This is a genomic window from Ruminococcus sp. FMBCY1, from assembly GCF_023921805.1.
GTDB lineage: Bacteria > Bacillota > Clostridia > Oscillospirales > Acutalibacteraceae > Ruminococcoides > Ruminococcoides intestinale_A.
Genome location: NZ_CP074197.1, coordinates 1,715,206 through 1,730,671, shown reverse-complemented (window position 1 = coordinate 1,730,671; position 15,466 = coordinate 1,715,206). Strand labels below are relative to the sequence as shown.

General features: G+C 41.2%; 18 protein-coding genes. 7 read left to right on the top strand and 11 right to left on the bottom strand.

The features are described from left to right. Positions 1-52 precede the first annotated feature (52 nt). On the bottom strand, positions 53-415 hold the full coding sequence (locus KGF34_RS08520) for a phenylpyruvate tautomerase MIF-related protein (protein WP_195411356.1): 363 nt from the start codon (positions 413-415) through the stop codon (positions 53-55). Positions 416-777: 362 nt separating this feature from the next. Here KGF34_RS08520 and guaB point away from each other — a divergent pair, with 362 nt between their 5' ends. Continuing rightward, positions 778-2,256 (top strand): IMP dehydrogenase, encoded by a 1,479-nt coding sequence (gene guaB / locus KGF34_RS08515; protein WP_022234244.1) that lies wholly within the window; start codon positions 778-780, stop codon positions 2,254-2,256. Between the two features lie 666 nt (positions 2,257-2,922). On the opposite strand, the gene KGF34_RS08510 is transcribed toward guaB, so the two are convergent. The 4 genes from KGF34_RS08510 to KGF34_RS08495 form a co-directional block, all read right to left on the bottom strand. After that, positions 2,923-3,093 (bottom strand): 4Fe-4S binding protein, encoded by a 171-nt coding sequence (locus KGF34_RS08510; RefSeq protein ID WP_022234789.1) that lies wholly within the window; start codon positions 3,091-3,093, stop codon positions 2,923-2,925. A 117-nt stretch (positions 3,094-3,210) separates the two neighbouring features. After that, positions 3,211-4,077 carry a stage 0 sporulation family protein gene (locus tag KGF34_RS08505; protein ID WP_022234788.1) on the bottom strand — a complete coding sequence of 289 codons (867 nt, stop codon included), beginning with the start codon at positions 4,075-4,077 and terminating at the stop codon, positions 3,211-3,213. After that, positions 4,065-4,928 (bottom strand): hypothetical protein, encoded by an 864-nt coding sequence (locus KGF34_RS08500; RefSeq protein WP_186936381.1) that lies wholly within the window; start codon positions 4,926-4,928, stop codon positions 4,065-4,067. Before KGF34_RS08500 ends, KGF34_RS08505 begins: the two co-directional genes overlap by 13 nt. 59 nt (positions 4,929-4,987) lie before the next feature. Next, complete coding sequence (locus KGF34_RS08495; RefSeq protein ID WP_252558733.1) at positions 4,988-5,458, bottom strand: metallophosphoesterase; 471 nt, start codon at positions 5,456-5,458, stop codon at positions 4,988-4,990. A gap of 74 nt (positions 5,459-5,532) precedes the next feature. Here KGF34_RS08495 and KGF34_RS08490 point away from each other — a divergent pair, with 74 nt between their 5' ends. The 3 genes from KGF34_RS08490 (at position 5,533) to KGF34_RS08480 (ending at position 6,587) form a co-directional block, all read left to right on the top strand. After that, positions 5,533-5,772: a hypothetical protein gene (locus KGF34_RS08490; RefSeq protein ID WP_022234785.1), complete on the top strand. Its 240-nt coding sequence runs from the start codon at positions 5,533-5,535 to the stop codon at positions 5,770-5,772. Between the two features lie 8 nt (positions 5,773-5,780). Beyond that, positions 5,781-6,140, top strand: a complete 360-nt coding sequence (locus KGF34_RS08485; RefSeq protein ID WP_022234784.1) for a hypothetical protein — start codon at positions 5,781-5,783, stop codon at positions 6,138-6,140. A 156-nt stretch (positions 6,141-6,296) separates the two neighbouring features. Further along, the gene (locus KGF34_RS08480) at positions 6,297-6,587 is read left to right on the top strand and encodes a hypothetical protein (protein ID WP_252558732.1); all 291 of its coding nucleotides are present in this window, start codon (positions 6,297-6,299) and stop codon (positions 6,585-6,587) included. Here KGF34_RS08480 and KGF34_RS08475 read toward each other — a convergent pair whose 3' ends face one another. Continuing rightward, positions 6,588-7,832, bottom strand: coding sequence for a glutamate-5-semialdehyde dehydrogenase (locus KGF34_RS08475; RefSeq protein WP_022234782.1), 1,245 nt, complete (start codon positions 7,830-7,832; stop codon positions 6,588-6,590). A gap of 1 nt (position 7,833) precedes the next feature. Then, a complete protein-coding gene (gene proB / locus KGF34_RS08470) occupies positions 7,834-8,625 on the bottom strand; it encodes a glutamate 5-kinase (RefSeq protein ID WP_252558731.1) in 792 nt (263 codons plus the stop codon). Between the two features lie 277 nt (positions 8,626-8,902). On the opposite strand from proB, the gene KGF34_RS08465 reads away from it, so the two are divergent. Beyond that, positions 8,903-9,841, top strand: coding sequence for an ROK family glucokinase (locus tag KGF34_RS08465; RefSeq protein WP_252558730.1), 939 nt, complete (start codon positions 8,903-8,905; stop codon positions 9,839-9,841). 211 nt (positions 9,842-10,052) lie between these two features. On the opposite strand, the gene KGF34_RS08460 is transcribed toward KGF34_RS08465, so the two are convergent. Beyond that, positions 10,053-10,748 (bottom strand): 5'-methylthioadenosine/adenosylhomocysteine nucleosidase, encoded by a 696-nt coding sequence (locus KGF34_RS08460; RefSeq protein ID WP_252558729.1) that lies wholly within the window; start codon positions 10,746-10,748, stop codon positions 10,053-10,055. A 2-nt stretch (positions 10,749-10,750) separates the two neighbouring features. Next, on the bottom strand, positions 10,751-11,485 hold the full coding sequence (locus KGF34_RS08455) for an HAD family hydrolase (RefSeq protein WP_022234778.1): 735 nt from the start codon (positions 11,483-11,485) through the stop codon (positions 10,751-10,753). Between the two features lie 94 nt (positions 11,486-11,579). Between KGF34_RS08455 and nth the strand changes: the two genes are divergently transcribed. Both nth and KGF34_RS08445 read left to right on the top strand, forming a co-directional pair. After that, positions 11,580-12,206 (top strand): endonuclease III, encoded by a 627-nt coding sequence (nth, locus tag KGF34_RS08450; protein WP_252558728.1) that lies wholly within the window; start codon positions 11,580-11,582, stop codon positions 12,204-12,206. A 7-nt stretch (positions 12,207-12,213) separates the two neighbouring features. Continuing rightward, the gene (locus KGF34_RS08445) at positions 12,214-13,044 is read left to right on the top strand and encodes a Cof-type HAD-IIB family hydrolase (protein ID WP_195411413.1); all 831 of its coding nucleotides are present in this window, start codon (positions 12,214-12,216) and stop codon (positions 13,042-13,044) included. 235 nt (positions 13,045-13,279) lie between these two features. Here the strand turns inward: KGF34_RS08445 and KGF34_RS08440 are convergent, their stop codons facing one another. Continuing rightward, on the bottom strand, positions 13,280-13,645 hold the full coding sequence (locus tag KGF34_RS08440) for an MmcQ/YjbR family DNA-binding protein (RefSeq protein ID WP_252558727.1): 366 nt from the start codon (positions 13,643-13,645) through the stop codon (positions 13,280-13,282). A gap of 508 nt (positions 13,646-14,153) precedes the next feature. Further along, positions 14,154-15,443, bottom strand: a complete 1,290-nt coding sequence (gene serS / locus KGF34_RS08435; RefSeq protein ID WP_176781411.1) for a serine--tRNA ligase — start codon at positions 15,441-15,443, stop codon at positions 14,154-14,156. Between the last annotated feature and the right edge of the window lie 23 nt (positions 15,444-15,466).

The following is a 15,466-nucleotide window of genomic DNA, read 5'->3' as shown; positions in this document are numbered from 1 at the left end:
TCTTTCTCCCGTAAAATATATAGATAATTATTCGGTAAATAACAGTCTGTTTTCAGAACATAAAGCTGTCCATACCCCAATGCTCTACTTCATCGTACTTAACATAGCAACGCTTGCCCGCAATGCCGTTTGTCTGCATAATATTGCAGATATTCTCGGTAACTTTGGCATAGCCGTCTTTTGTGCCCTTACCCAGAAGTTTTACTTCAACTATTGCCGCAGGCTCGTCACTGCTGCCCTGAAAACTCATTTTTAATCCGTCATTAACGGCGCACATAACATACGCCTCGCTCTTACCGATTGCCTTAAGCGAACCGGAAAGCTCTTTCATAAGTTCGTCTGCTTTCTCCTTTGAGAAAGTCACATTAGTTTTAACATCTATAAAAGGCATAAAATCTGTCCTTTCGTAAATCATAAGCCAAATAACTATCCTATATTATAATACGCATAAGTTTTTAAAGCAAGGATTTTTTGATGTTGTAATAAAGTTTATAAAAAGCGTTTTTTATACATCTTAAAAAGCAAAATATTTTTGTCATTTTGCATATTAAAACATTAAAATACTATTGAAAACAACGAAGTACAATTGCCGAATACACAATAATACTTTATAAACATTTTATATTATTCACAAAATGCCGTCTTATTTACAGACTCAGAAAATTCGTTATAAAAATTTTAAAAACTGCAAATTATCTGTTGCACTTGAGTGAATTATTTGATATAATAAAATTTAATAATAAACAATTATGAGAAAAGGAAAATGGAGGATAGTTTATGTTGAATACAGATTACAATCAGAAATTCGGCAAAGAAGGTCTTACCTTTGATGATGTTCTTCTCATCCCCGGTGAGTCTGATGTAGAACCTAAAAATGTTGATATTTCATCAAATCTTACAAAAAATATTAAGCTTAACACTCCTGTTGTTACTGCTGCAATGGACACTGTAACCGAAACCGCAATGGCTATTGCTATTGCCAGAGAGGGCGGTATCGGCGCTATTCATAAGAATATGAGCATTGAAAAGCAGGCTGACCAGGTTGACCGTGTTAAGAGAAGTGAAAACGGTGTTATTGTAAATCCGTTCTTCCTTTCTCCTGAAAATACAGTCCGTGACGCTAACGACCTTATGGGCAAATATAAAATTTCCGGTGTTCCGATCTGCCGTGACGGCAAACTTGTAGGTATTATCACAAACCGTGACCTTCGCTTTATGACCGGCGCTGACTTTAACCAGCCTATCGCAAACGTTATGACTTACGAAAGCCTTGTTACCGCTCCTGTAGGCACAACATTAAAGCAGGCACAGGAAATTCTCCGTAAACACAGAATTGAAAAGCTCCCGCTTGTAGGCTCTGACGGCAGCCTTAAGGGACTTATTACAATTAAAGATATTGAAAAGTCGGTTCAGTATCCTAATTCAGCCCGTGATGACAAAGGCAGACTCCTCTGCGGTGCGGCTATCGGCGCTACAGCAGATGTTCTCGACAGAGTTGCCGCTCTTGTTGAGTCACAGGTAGATGTACTCTTCCTCGACTCTGCTCACGGTCACAACTCAAACATTATAAAAACAGTTGCCAAAGTTAAAAAGGCTTATCCTAATGTTCCGCTCGTTGCCGGAAACATTGCTACAGCAGAGGCTGCCAAGGCTCTTATTGAGGCAGGCGCAGACACAGTAAAGGTTGGTATCGGTCCGGGTTCTATCTGTACAACAAGAATTGTTGCAGGTATCGGCGTACCGCAGATTACAGCAATTTACGATGCGGCTTGTGAGGCATCTAAGTACGGTGTACCGGTTATTGCAGACGGCGGTATCAAGTACAGCGGTGATATAGTTAAGGCTCTTGCGGCAGGCGGCAGCGTAGTTATGGTCGGCTCACTTGTTGCAGGCTGCGAAGAAAGCCCGGGAGAAAAAGAGATTTATCAGGGCAGACAGTTCAAAGTTTACCGTGGTATGGGTAGCCTTGGCGCTATGGGCAAAGGCAGCTCCGACAGATACTTCCAGGCAAGCAACAACAAGTTTGTTCCGGAAGGTGTTGAAGGCAGAGTACCTTACAAGGGAACTCTCGGCGACACAATTTATCAGCTTATGGGCGGTCTTAAGTCCGGTATGGGTTACACAGGTTGTGCAACTATTTCTGACCTTCATCAGAAAGCACAGTTTGTAAGAATTTCAGGTGCAGGTCTTCGTGAAAGCCACCCACATGACATTCAGATTACAAAGGAAGCTCCAAACTATTCTTTTAACGGCTGATTTTAAATAAAAAATATTTAACCGCTTGGTGTTTTATGCATCAAGCGGTTTTTTGCGGTTATTATTAAAGTTTTTTCAGGTTCTTTATCAAAAGTTGGGGTAAATTGTGGTTTAGCGGAGTGCTTTATCAAGCAATTATAAAAGTTTGGTCGACCTTTTCAAAGGTCGTGGGTGTGGGCAAAGCCCACAGATACTTTCCGTTTATGCAAGCTAACGATAGCCGAACAGCTCGCTGTTCGGCGGCTTGAACACAACGGCGTTAGCCTTTAAAAATGCGATAGCAACAAGAAAAGAAATTCGTTATTTCATTAATAAAATATAGTTTTTTTAGTGGCTGTCGCCTGTTTTTTCAAACTTAGTTTTAGCACGCAAACAGCGTGGCTGTTTGCGCCTGATAAATTGTTGTATCGGAAGATTTTATGGGCGCTGCCCAAACCCGCAATTTTTGAAAAAATTGCGTAAACTTTTTTGCTTTTGGTAGGATAATTAGCGTTAGCTAAATTTCAATGCACGACCGACACACAACTAAACCATAATTATTATTGTTACCCCAACATTTAGAACAAAACCTTTTTTCAATAAATTTCTCCAAACTTTTTATAAAAGCCCAAACAAAAAACAGCAAGGAAAAATCCTTGCTGTCTTTAAATTCCATTAAGTATTAACTTATGCCTGAGCAGGTGCTCCTACCGGGCAAGTTGCCTCGCATGCTCCGCACTCTACACAAACATCAGCGTCGATAACATACTTGTCATCGCCCTCAGAAATTGCGCTTACAGGACACTCCTCAGCACAAGCTCCGCACTTGATGCACTCATCACTAATCTGGTATGCCATTCAAAAACACCTCCTGTGAAATATTACACCTATATTGTAACATATATTTTTAAAAATGCAATATTTTTAGAACATTTTTCAAAAATAAATATTTTCCAAAAGGTATTTTTGGTTAGTTTACTCTAACCCCTTTAATTTTTCCATTTCTTCTTTATCGACTTTAATGTAGCCGTCTTTAACAATTTTGCACTGCTTTACATTAAAAGTCTTTGCCGGTGCTTCGGGCGGAGTGTTGTTCAGTTTAACCTTAAGCGTGCGGGCAATAAGGTTATTTTCCACTACAAGACCTTTTCCGTCAGGTGTATTGACTATTGCGCCAACCTTAGGAGTTTTCTTTAACAGGTCTGTGTATGCGTCCTGCTCGTACTTAAGGCAGCACATAAGTCTGCCGCAAGTACCCGAAATCTTTACGGGTGAAAGCGAAAGCCCCTGCTCCTTTGCCATTTTTATTGAAACAGGCTGAAACTCGCCCATAAAACTTGCACAGCAAAACGGTTTTCCGCATACACCGAGTCCGCCGAGCATTTTTGCCTCGTCACGCACACCTATCTGTCTTAACTCGATTCTTGTTCTGAATACAGACGCCAAATCCTTTACAAGCGCTCTGAAATCCACTCTGCCGTCTGCTGTAAAGTAAAACAAAATTTTACTGTTGTCAAAAGTACATTCAACGCTTACGAGCTTCATTTCAAGTTTGTGGTTTGCAATTTTCTGCTCGCAAATTCTGTATGCCTCCTTCTCCTTAAGTTTGTTTTCCTCAAGGTGACGAAGGTCATTTTCGGTTGCAATTCTGATAAGCGGCTTGAGCGGATACGCAAGCTCTTCATCAGAAACGGTTTTATTCGGTGTGGCAACCTTACCGCACTCAAGACCTCTTGCGGTTTCTACAATTACCATATCGCCGGCGCTTAACTTATTATCAAGCGGGTCAAAGTAATAGACCTTGCCGACTTCTTTAAATCTGACTCCGATTACCTCTGCCATATTATCCTCCTGTACTCCCCGCTCAAAAAAGCGGAAAGCAAATCCATATTTACATTCTGCGGTATTTTCTGCCTTGCAAGCTCGGTTGCCTCTACAAGCTGCAAAGCCATACCCGTAGTTATTCTTTTATTCAGCTTTTGTGCAAGCTGACCGTCTATTCTCGCACTTATTCCCCGTGCAACCGCTATGCAATCTCTGAAAATCACCGTAAGCACGGCAAGGGTTTCGTCTGCAAGTTTTCTGTCGGAAAAGCCTGTCAATGCCGACAGCAACTGCCACTCGCTCGGCGCAATCGTTCCCTCTGCCACCGCTCTTGCAAGCTCGGTTGCCTGCTCGCTGTAGCTTTCTTCACCTTTAACGGTAAGCACGGTACAGCGTGACAAAATAGTGTTGAGCAATCCTCTTGAATTTTTGCAAAGCAACAAAAACAGGCAATTCTGCGGCGGTTCTTCAAGCAACTTCAAAAATGAATTTTGTACCACAGGCGAAAGCCTTGTATCTGCACTTTCAAACACAAAAATCTTTATATCCGCCTCATTCGGGCGAATACTTGCGTTTTCAATAATATCTCGCATTTGCTCAATGGAATAAATCTGCGATTTCTTTTCAGGTTGGGCATAGTAAATGTCGGGGTGCACCTTCTCCCTTGCTTTTATGCACTGCTCGCATTTTCCGCAAGGCTTATTTTCGGCTCTGCACACCGCCCTCATTGTAAGAAAGGTTGCAAGCCCCTTGCATTTTTCGGCGTCTGCGCCCTCAATTACTATTGCGTGAGGTTGTCTGTTCTGTGAATACAGGCTGTCAAGCCTTTGCTTTAAAGCCTCGTCAAACTCAAAATCCGTGTAATTCAACCTTTCGCCTCCCGACCTTATTTTAGTATAACACAAAAGTGTTCATAATGCTACAAAAATCATTTTACAGCTACGGTATTGGTAATAATTTCACCCTTGTCGGTAATATCAATTATTCCGTAGCTTGCCATATATCCGCCGCAGCTGCCCGGGTTAAGAACATAAAGTCCGTCCTCGTACATAGAAAGCGCAGAGTGAGTATGACCGAAGCAGAGAATATCAGCTTTTGCCTCTCGTGCGGCGCACATAATTGTGTAAAGTCCCACCTTTGCGTTATACAAATGACCGTGGGTTATAAAAATTGTCTTTCCGTTTATTCTCAAGGTTTCGGTCGCAGGCAGCATACTGCCCCAATCGCAATTGCCACGCACGCCGACAACCATTTTATCCTTAAAATTCTGTTTTAAATATTCAACCTGTTCTTCGCCGTCGCCGCAGTGAATAATAACCTCTGCATTCGGCTGCTCGGTAACGGCTTTCATCATTCTGTTAAAATCTCCGTGTGTATCGGACAAAACTAAAATTCTCATACTTACCTCCGCAAAACTAAAGCTAAGTGTTATAAAAATATATAAATACGCATATTATTATCCGAGGTGTTTATATGGCTGATAATAAGAATATGCAGGATATGCTTAAACAAATGTCGCAACAGCTCAACCTGTCGGAAAACGAGCTGAAATCCGCTGCAAAAAAGGGCAATGCAAACAGCATTTTTAAAAATGCCGACAGTAAAACTCAAAAAACAGTGGAGGAAATTTTAAACGACCCGCAAAAAACAAAAGAGCTTTTGGAAAGCCCGCAGGCAAAAGCAATAATTGAAATGCTGAGAAAGGGGAAGTAAAACCCGCCATGGCAGATATTCAGGATAAAATAAACGAAATACTCAGCAATCCCGAGGCTTTGCGACAGGTGCAAAGCCTCGGTGAGCAGCTCGGTCTTGCAGGAAACGCACCCGAAAAACCACAGCCTCCCGAAAAGAAAAACGAGCTTTCCCTGCCCACGGATTTTATGAACGACGACATTGCAAAAAGTCTTATTAAAATTCTGCCCGCCGTTAAATCAATCGGCTGTGAGGACGATACAACAAGGCTTTTAAATGCTCTGCGCCCGTTTTTATCTTGTGAAAAACAGGAAAAACTTGATAAAGCCGAAAAAATGCTTAAGCTGTTCAAAATTCTCCCTCTGCTCAAAGATATAAATATATTTTGAAAAAACTCAAAACTTTTTATTATTTAACTTAATCTGTTCAATAGTATCTCTTACCCGAACATTAGGTTCTGCTCTAAATGTTGCGGTAACATTTAAAAATTACGATTTAACAAATCCCCAAAGTAATATTAACACCCAACCTTTGGAGGTGATAATTTGGCATCGTTTGAAGAAGAGGCTCTGCGCCGTGCGCAACAAATGCACTCTCGCCCACCGCATCAGACGGAGCGTGAGAAAAAGCCTAAACCGCCTGAAAAAAAGTCCGAAGATACTCCGCAAAAAGCAGATAATAAACAAGAAAACAAAGCGCATGGTCAGCAGAAAAGTCTTGTGGATTTTCTGCTCGCCGACAAAGAGCAAAGTCTGATTCTGCTCCTGCTGCTTTTGCTTTCAGGCGAAAAAGCCGACCCGTCGCTTTTGCTTGCATTGATGTATTTGCTTATGTAATTATCTAATCTGACCGTTGCCTCTTATAATAAATTTACAGCTTGTCAGCTCATTAAGTCCCATAGGACCTCTTGCGTGGAGTTTCTGTGTGGAAATTCCGATTTCCGCACCCAAGCCGAACTCTCCGCCGTCCGTAAAACGGGTTGATGCATTTACATACACTGCTGCCGAGTCAACGCAGGCGGTAAATTTATTTGCGTTGTTGTAGTCATTTGTAATTATGCTTTCGCTGTGACCCGTGCTGTACTTTGCAATATGGTCTATAGCGTCATCAAGACTGTCCACAACCTTAACGGCAAGAATATAGTCGAGAAATTCCTTTGCATAATCCTCCTCGGTTGCAGGTATAACGCTGTCGCCGAGGATTTTTCTTGTGGTTTCACAGCCTCTTATCTCCACATTCTTTGTATCGAGAAGTTTCTTTATTTCAGGTAAAGCCTTTTGAGCAATGTTCTTGTGGACAAGGATTGTTTCAATTGCATTGCATACAGACGGACGGGAAGTTTTCGCATTAAAAATAATGTTTGCCGCCATCTGCACATCTGCACTTTCGTCAACATAAATATGGCAGTTGCCTACACCTGTTTCGATTACAGGTACTTTTGCGTTTTCGACAACGGAACGAATAAGTCCTGCGCCGCCACGGGGAATAAGCACATCAAGATAATCGGATAACTGCATAAGCTCTGTTGCGCTCTGTCTTGATGTATCCTTAACAAGTGCGATGCAATCCTTTGGAAAACCAACGCTTTCAACAGCGTTTCTCATAATCTCCGAAACGGCAAGGTTTGAATTGATAGCCTCTTTACCGCCACGCAGAATTACCGCACTGCCTGCCTTAAGGCAAAGTGCCGCCGCATCCGAAGTAACATTCGGACGAGCCTCAAATATGATGCCGATAACGCCCATCGGTACTCTTACTTTCTCAATATTAAGTCCGTTTTTGAGAGTTCTGCCCTCAAGAACATTACCGATTGGGTCGGCAAGAGCGGCTACCTGTTCAACGCCCTCCGCCATACCGTTTATACGCTCGGGAGTAAGTCTTAATCTGTCGAGTAAAGACTCTGTAAGACCGGCGTTTTTTCCGTTTTCTATGTCAATTTCGTTCGCCTTTATAATTTCATCGCTGTGCTCACGCAGAGCCTTTGCAATAGCCAAAAGCGCATCGTCTTTTTTACTGCCCGCCGTACGCAAAAACACCGAGGCATTCTTTGCGTTTGCACCCATAATTTCAAGCTGTGTCATATCAATTCTCCTTTCTGGCAAGGAACTTTGTTCCCACATTCATTCCGTCAAATACATAGTAAAGTACATTCGGATTTGCACCGTTTACAATGTGGCACTCTACCCCACGCTGAGTTGCATAATCCGCTGCGTGCAGTTTTGTAATCATTCCGCCTGTACCTCTGTTTGAGCCTGTGCCTGCCGCCATTTCAAAAATTTCGGGAGAAATTCTGCCCACAACATCAATTTTGTTAGCGTTTGGATTGGTGCGTGGATTATCGTCGTACAGACCGTCTATGTCTGTAAGAATAACAAGTTTATCCGCACCGACAAGACCCGCAACAATGGCGGAAAGCATATCGTTATCGCCAAAGTTGTTGCCCTCAAGTTCATCAATGGCGACCGTATCGTTTTCGTTGATTACAGGGATAATATTCATATCAAGCAGTTCATCAAGAGTATTGATTACATTCTGCTTTTTCTGCTCGGTTTCTACGGCATAGCGTGTTAAAAGTATCTGCGCAACCGAGTGGTTGTATTCGCCGAAAAGTTTGTCATACATAAACATAAGCTCGCACTGACCGATAGCCGCAAGAGCCTGTTTTTTCTTGGTTTCTGTGGGACGAACTGAAAGCCCTGCCTTGCCCATTCCGACGCCGATAGCACCGGAGGACACAAGAATTATCTGCTCACCGCTGTTTTGCAAATCAGCAATAACTTTGCAGAGAGATTCGATACGGCGATAGTTGATTTTTCCGTTTTCGTATGTAAGGGTTGATGTACCCACCTTAATTACGGTAAGCTTTTTTTCCATATTATACCTCACCCGTTTTCAATATTCTTTCAATATTCATTATACTGTATTAATTTTGAAATATCTGCCGCACCGCATACGGCAGCAGACACCTGTATTTAAATTATATCACAACTGCCCCTTAAATTACAACAAAATTTACACAAATGTATATGCGGTTTTTCGCAAAAATTTCATCAAAACTGTTAATTTATATTGACAAAAAGCCGTTAAAATACTAAAATTATAGTATATGTTACTAATTTAATATTTCACGACTTGAAAGGAGCATAACATAATGAAAAAATATGCATTTGGTGTTGATATAGGTGGCACAACAATTAAAATCGGTTTGTTTGAAACTTCGGGCAACCTTATCGAAAAGTGGGAAATTCCTACAAGAACACAGGAAAACGGCACATATATTCTTAACGATATTGCAGAGGCTATTGCGGCAAAACTTGCCGAAAATAACATCAGCGAAAAAGAGATTGAAGGTATCGGCGTTGGCGTTCCCGGCCCTGTAGGCGATGACGGCACAGTATATAAGTGCGTAAACCTTGGCTGGAGCGTATTTAATGTAGCAATCGAGCTTGAAAGAAAGACAGGCTTTAAGGTTAAAGTCGGCAACGACGCAAATGTAGCGGCACTCGGCGAGATGTGGCAAGGCGGCGGCAAGGGCTACAAAAACCTTGTAATGGTAACACTCGGCACAGGCGTTGGCGGCGGTGTAATCATTAACGAAAAGATTATTCCCGGCAGTGACGGTGCGGCAGGCGAAATCGGTCATCTTCGTGTAAAGGAAAGAGAAACCGAAACCTGCGGCTGCGGCAATCACGGCTGTCTTGAGCAGTATGCGTCTGCAACAGGTATTGCGAGAGTAACAAAGAAATATCTTGAAGAGCACGATGACGAAACCGTACTCAGAAACACACCGGAACTTACCGCAAAGGCAATCTTTGACGCAGCAAAACTCGGTGACGAGGTTGCTATTAAGATGGTTGACGAAACCGCAAAGATTCTTGCAAAGGGACTTTCACTTGTTGCCTGCGTAGTAAACCCACAGGTGTTTGTAATTGGCGGCGGTATGTCAAAGGCAGGCGACTTCCTTATTGAGCAGGTACAGAAGTATTATCAGGAATATGCGTTCCACGCTTGCAAAAATACATTCTTTAAACTTGCAGACCTCGGCAATGACGCAGGTATTTACGGTTGCGTAAGAATGATCATTAAATAATTTAATATTGTTTTAATTATCTGTCCGACTTAGGTTTTAACTTAAGTCGGATTTTTTTGTGTGAATTAATAAGATGTTTTTTATTGAAAGTCGGTGTAAATTATGGTTTCAAATTTCTTTTAACATTTTATTAACTCGATGTTAAAAACTTTTCCTCTTCCCTTTTACGCAAAAATCCGAACACCGTTTTAACAAGTGTTCGGATTTTTCATTAAATATTATTTACAAAATCATTTATAACGGCAACCGTTTTCTTACTTGCCATTTCGCAGAACTTTACAAAGTCCATTCCCTTGTTTTCGTTCAGGTCATCGGAAATTGCTCTTAATATTCCGCACGGTACTTCCGTTCTTGAGCATACATGGGCAATCGCCGCACCTTCCATTTCACACGCAAGGGCGTTAAAGGTTTCCCCTATCTTTATTCTTTTCCTAAGCTCCGAAATAAATATATCTCCGCTTGCAATCGTTCCTTTTTCAACTCTTGTATTCTCAAGTTTATTTGCAGAAGCAAAAAGTTTGTCGGCAATCTTTTCGTCGCAATTAAAATACATTACCTTTCTCTCAGGGAAAGAAACCTCACCCTGCAAATCGCCGAGCGCTGTTGTATTCATATCGTGTTCGACCACATTTACAGCCACTACAATGTCGCCGACACTGACTTTTTCGGAAACCGATCCTGCTACGCCGCTGTTTATAATGCAATCGGGCTTATAATTCTGAATCATTGCAAAACTGCACATAGCGGCATTTACCTTGCCCACACCGCAAACCACAACAACAAGCTCTTTGCCGTTAAGTGTTCCGCTTGTGAATGTCATTTTGGCAATTTCCCTTTGCTTTTTGTTTTCCATAAGCGCAATTATGCCGTCTGCCTCTATCTGCATTGCGCAAATTATTCCTATCATAATTATTCTCCCTTAAGCAAAAGCTCTTTCATCTTATGCACATCGCCGTCCATAATTTTATAATTGCTAAGCAGCTCACCCTCAATTTCAGGAGAAATGCTCTGGTGAATATACAATGAATCAATGCCGAAATCGTGAGCACCCTTTATATCCGAAATATAATCGTTGCCAATCATAACAGACTCGCTTTTCTCAAGTCCGTATCTGTCAAACAGAATTTCAAAATAATGACTGTCAGGCTTTGAACACTCCTCATCGGAGCTGATGCAAATACCGTCAAAGTATTTTGTAAGTCCGAGCATATCCATTTCATTTGCGGTAAAACTTCTCTGTGCATTTGAAAGCAAATAAATCTTCTTGCCGTTTGCCTTTAATGCGTCAAAAAATTCTATTACGCCGTCATAAAGCTTAATATACTTTGTGGAAAAACATCTGAACACTGCGCAGGTCTGCTCAACAACAGCCTTAGTTACCTTAACGCCCTTTTGGTTGTAAAGTTTTTTGAATACCTTATCAATCTTGATGTCGATAACGCTGTAGTCCTTGTGTCGTCTGTGTACAGCCTTTTTCTCTGCCTCAACAAGTTTACCGTACTCCTCATTTAACTCTTCAGCGGTATAGATTGCGCCCTTGTAGCCGTAGTAAACTGCCATTTTCTCCCAAAGTTCTTCACTCCACTCATCTGTGTTTATGTCAATCAATGTTCCGTATAAATCAAAAATATAGTTTTTATACATTAAAAAAGCACCCTTTCTATCTATATTTTAACAGTTTTTACTGCTGATTGCAATAGTAATTATTTTGTGTTACACTATTATCTGAGGTGATATTATGGATAAAAAACAAATTGCCCTTATGGCTGTCAATGCGCTCAAAGCAGAGTACCCCGATGCAATTTGCAGCCTTGTATATACAGACCCCCTGCAACTTCTTATAGCCACCCGTCTGGCTGCGCAATGCACAGATGCAAGGGTAAATATAGTTACTCCCGCACTTTTTGAGAGATTTAAAACCGCACAGGACTTTGCAGATTCTACTCCCGAAGAAGTTGCCGAGTACATTAAATCGTGCGGACTTTATAAAACAAAGTCAAAAGACATTGTAGCAATGGCAAAAATGCTTTGCGAGGATTTTGACGGCATTGTTCCCGACAATATTGACGATTTAATAAAATTACCGGGTATCGGCAGAAAAACCGCCAATCTTGTGTGCGGCGATATTTTCGGCAAGCCTGCGGTTGTAGTTGACACGCATTGTATACGAATTACCAAGCGGCTTGGTTTGCACAATTTAAAAGACCAGAAAAAAATAGAGTTCGCTCTGCGTGATCTGCTTCCCCCAAAAGAAAGCAATGACTTTTGCCACAGACTCGTACTCCACGGCAGAGCTGTCTGCACGGCACGAAACGCTAAATGTGAAAGCTGTTGTATGGACGGCTTTTGCCCTAAGAATATATGAGGTGACTATGAACAAAATTAAATTACTTGCACTTGACCTTGACGGCACAACCCTTACAAGCAAAAACACTCTTGCACCTGCCGTTAAATCTGCGCTTGAAAAAGCAATTGAGAACGGCATAATCATTGCGATTGCAACAGGCAGACCCCTCGGCACAATGCCGCAAAGCATCTTGGATATTGAGGGTATTGACTATTTGATTACATCAAACGGCGCCGCAATTTATGATCGGCACGGAAAAAAGATTTATTCCGCTACACTTAAAGAAAACGATGTACTTAAGATTCTTGATGTTATGAAAGACGAGGATATTATTTCGGAGGCTTTTGTTGACGGATTGACTTACACCGACAAGCGTTACAGCGACAATCCGCTTGCATACGGGTGTACCGAGGCATACATAGATTATGTAAAGGCATCGCACGGTCATATTGAAGATATGAGAAAGTTTATATTTGAACACAAGAATGAGCTTGACAGCATTGAATATATTTCTACCGACCCGCAGACAAGAAAAAGAATTTGGACTATGCTTGAAAATGCCGTTGAAGATATTTTTATAACTACTTCGTCCGAGCATTTCATTGAGCTTATGGATAAATCGGCAACCAAAGCCTCTGCCCTATCTCACCTTGCCGAAATGCTCAACATTGATATGCAAAACACCTGTGCTTGCGGCAATGCCGATAATGATGCGGATATGATTGCCGAATCGGGATTTGGAGCGGCTGTCGATGATGCGTCACGCAAGTGCATTGAATGTGCCGATTATGTTGTTCCCGACTCCGATAACGACGGAGTAGCAGTGCTGATTGATTACATTTTGAGTAACTGTTAAACAATGTTTCACGTGAAACATTTGATAAACAGGTTTTCAGTATTGTGATTTCCTAAAAATTATGTTCTAAAGGAAAGTCTGCTTACCAATTATAAAAGTTTGTCAACCTATAAAAAGGCTTGACCTAAATTTTTAATTATCTTACTTAACACCCAAGTGATACCCAACTTATCACACTTTATAAGCTAATCAAAGACAAAACTGCAACTCACTACGGGTTGCAGTTTTTCTGTTATTATTTAATTTTAGGAGCGGTAAGTTCAAAGCTAATGTCGAGGAAAAACTTTATATTCTCTTCACTTGCCGAACCGTCAAGTGCCGCCGTTATCCAATTTTCCTTATTCATATGATACGCAGGATAAAAGCCTTTATTACCAAGTGCAGAGCCAACCATTACTTTATCACACTTAAAATTTACAATATCAATGTACTCGTCACTTTCAACTCCAATACAATGCTTTTTCACCCTCATCACAAGTGCAAACCATTTTCTGTTACCAATATGACGAAAAACAGTTGACTCGGGATCTTTTTGCCACGGGTTATCGCCTTTCACACCGTATGCAGTTTGAACATAGTTTATAAATTCGTTTCTGTTCATAACACCTCAATAAAAAATTTCAATAGATGGAGTAAATTATAATTAACGGGCCGGTTTACCAAGTAAGTATAAAAGTTTGGTCGACCTTTTCAAAGGTCGTGGGTGTGGGCAAAGCCCACAAATACTTTCAATTTACGCAATCTAACGATAGCCAAACAGCTTGCTGTTTGGCGGCTTGAACACAACAGTGTTAGCTTTTAAAAGCGATAGCAATAAGAAAACAAATTAGTTATTCCATTAATAAAAAATAGGTCTTTTTAATGGCTGTCGCCTGTTTTTTCAAACTTAGTTTTAACACGCAAACAGCGAGGCTGTTTGCGCCGAATAAATTGTTATATTGGAAGATATTATGGGCTCTGCCCAAACCCGCAAGCCTTTAAAAAGGCTTGACCTAAATTTTTAATTATTTAATCTTAACCGTGCGTTAAACCATAATTTATTTAATGCTACCAATCATTTAGAATTAAACCACAAAAGGGAAGTCAAACGACCTCCCTTTTGAAATTAATTATTTTGTAGGAACTTCAATTTTTTCTTTGCCGCCCATATATGGTCTAAGTGCAACAGGAATATTAATTGAGCCGTCCTCATTAAGGTTGTTCTCAAGGAATGCAATCAACATTCTCGGAGGTGCAACAACAGTATTATTAAGTGTGTGAGCAAAGTATTTGCCGTTTTCGCCTGTAACTCTGATCTTAAGACGGCGAGCCTGTGCGTCACCGAGGTTTGAACAAGAACCCACTTCAAAATACTTCTTCTGACGAGGTGACCATGCCTCAACATCAAGTGAACGAACCTTTAAGTCTGCAAGGTCGCCGGAACAACACTCAAGTGTACGAACAGGAATATCCATTGAACGGAAAAGGTCAACTGTATTCTGCCAGAGCTTATCAAACCACATTTTGCTGTCCTCAGGCTTACATACAACAATCATTTCCTGCTTTTCAAACTGGTGGATTCTGTAAACACCACGCTCCTCAATACCGTGAGCGCCCTTTTCCTTACGGAAACATGGCGAATAACTTGTGAGTGTATAAGGGAGGTCTTCCTCTTTATTAATTGTGTCAATGAACTTACCGATCATCGAGTGTTCGCTTGTGCCGATAAGATAAAGGTCTTCGCCCTCAATCTTGTACATCATAGCGTCCATTTCAGCAAAGCTCATAACGCCTGTAACAACATTACTTCTAATCATAAAAGGAGGTACGCAGTATGTGAAACCTCTGTCAATCATAAAATCTCTTGCGTAAGCGATAACGGCACTGTGAAGTCTTGCGATGTCGCCCATAAGATAATAGAAACCGTTACCTGCTACCTTTCTTGCAGAGTCAAGGTCAATGCCGTTGAGTTTTTCCATAATGTCTGTGTGGTACGGAATCTCGAAATCAGGTACAACAGGCTCGCCAAAACGCTCAATTTCTACATTCTGGCTGTCATCTTTACCAATCGGAACAGATGGGTCAATCATCTGTGGAATAACCATCATAATCTCGGTTACTTTTGCCGAAAGGTCTTCTTCTTTCTTTTCAAGCTCGGCAAGCTGTTCAGCCTGACGGGTAACCTCTTCTTTAAGAGCCATACCCTCTTCTTTTTTACCTTGAGCCATAAGAGCGCCGATCTGCTTTGAAATTTTGTTTCTGTTAGCACGCAACTCGTCAGCCTGCGCCTTTACTGCTCTGCTTTCAGCGTCAAGCTCGATTACCTTGTCAACAAGTTCAAGTTTGCTGTCCTGAAATTTATTTCTTATGTTCTGCTTTACAGCCTCAGGATTTTCTCTTAAAAATTTAATATCAATCATTTTGCATTTCCTCTCATTATATT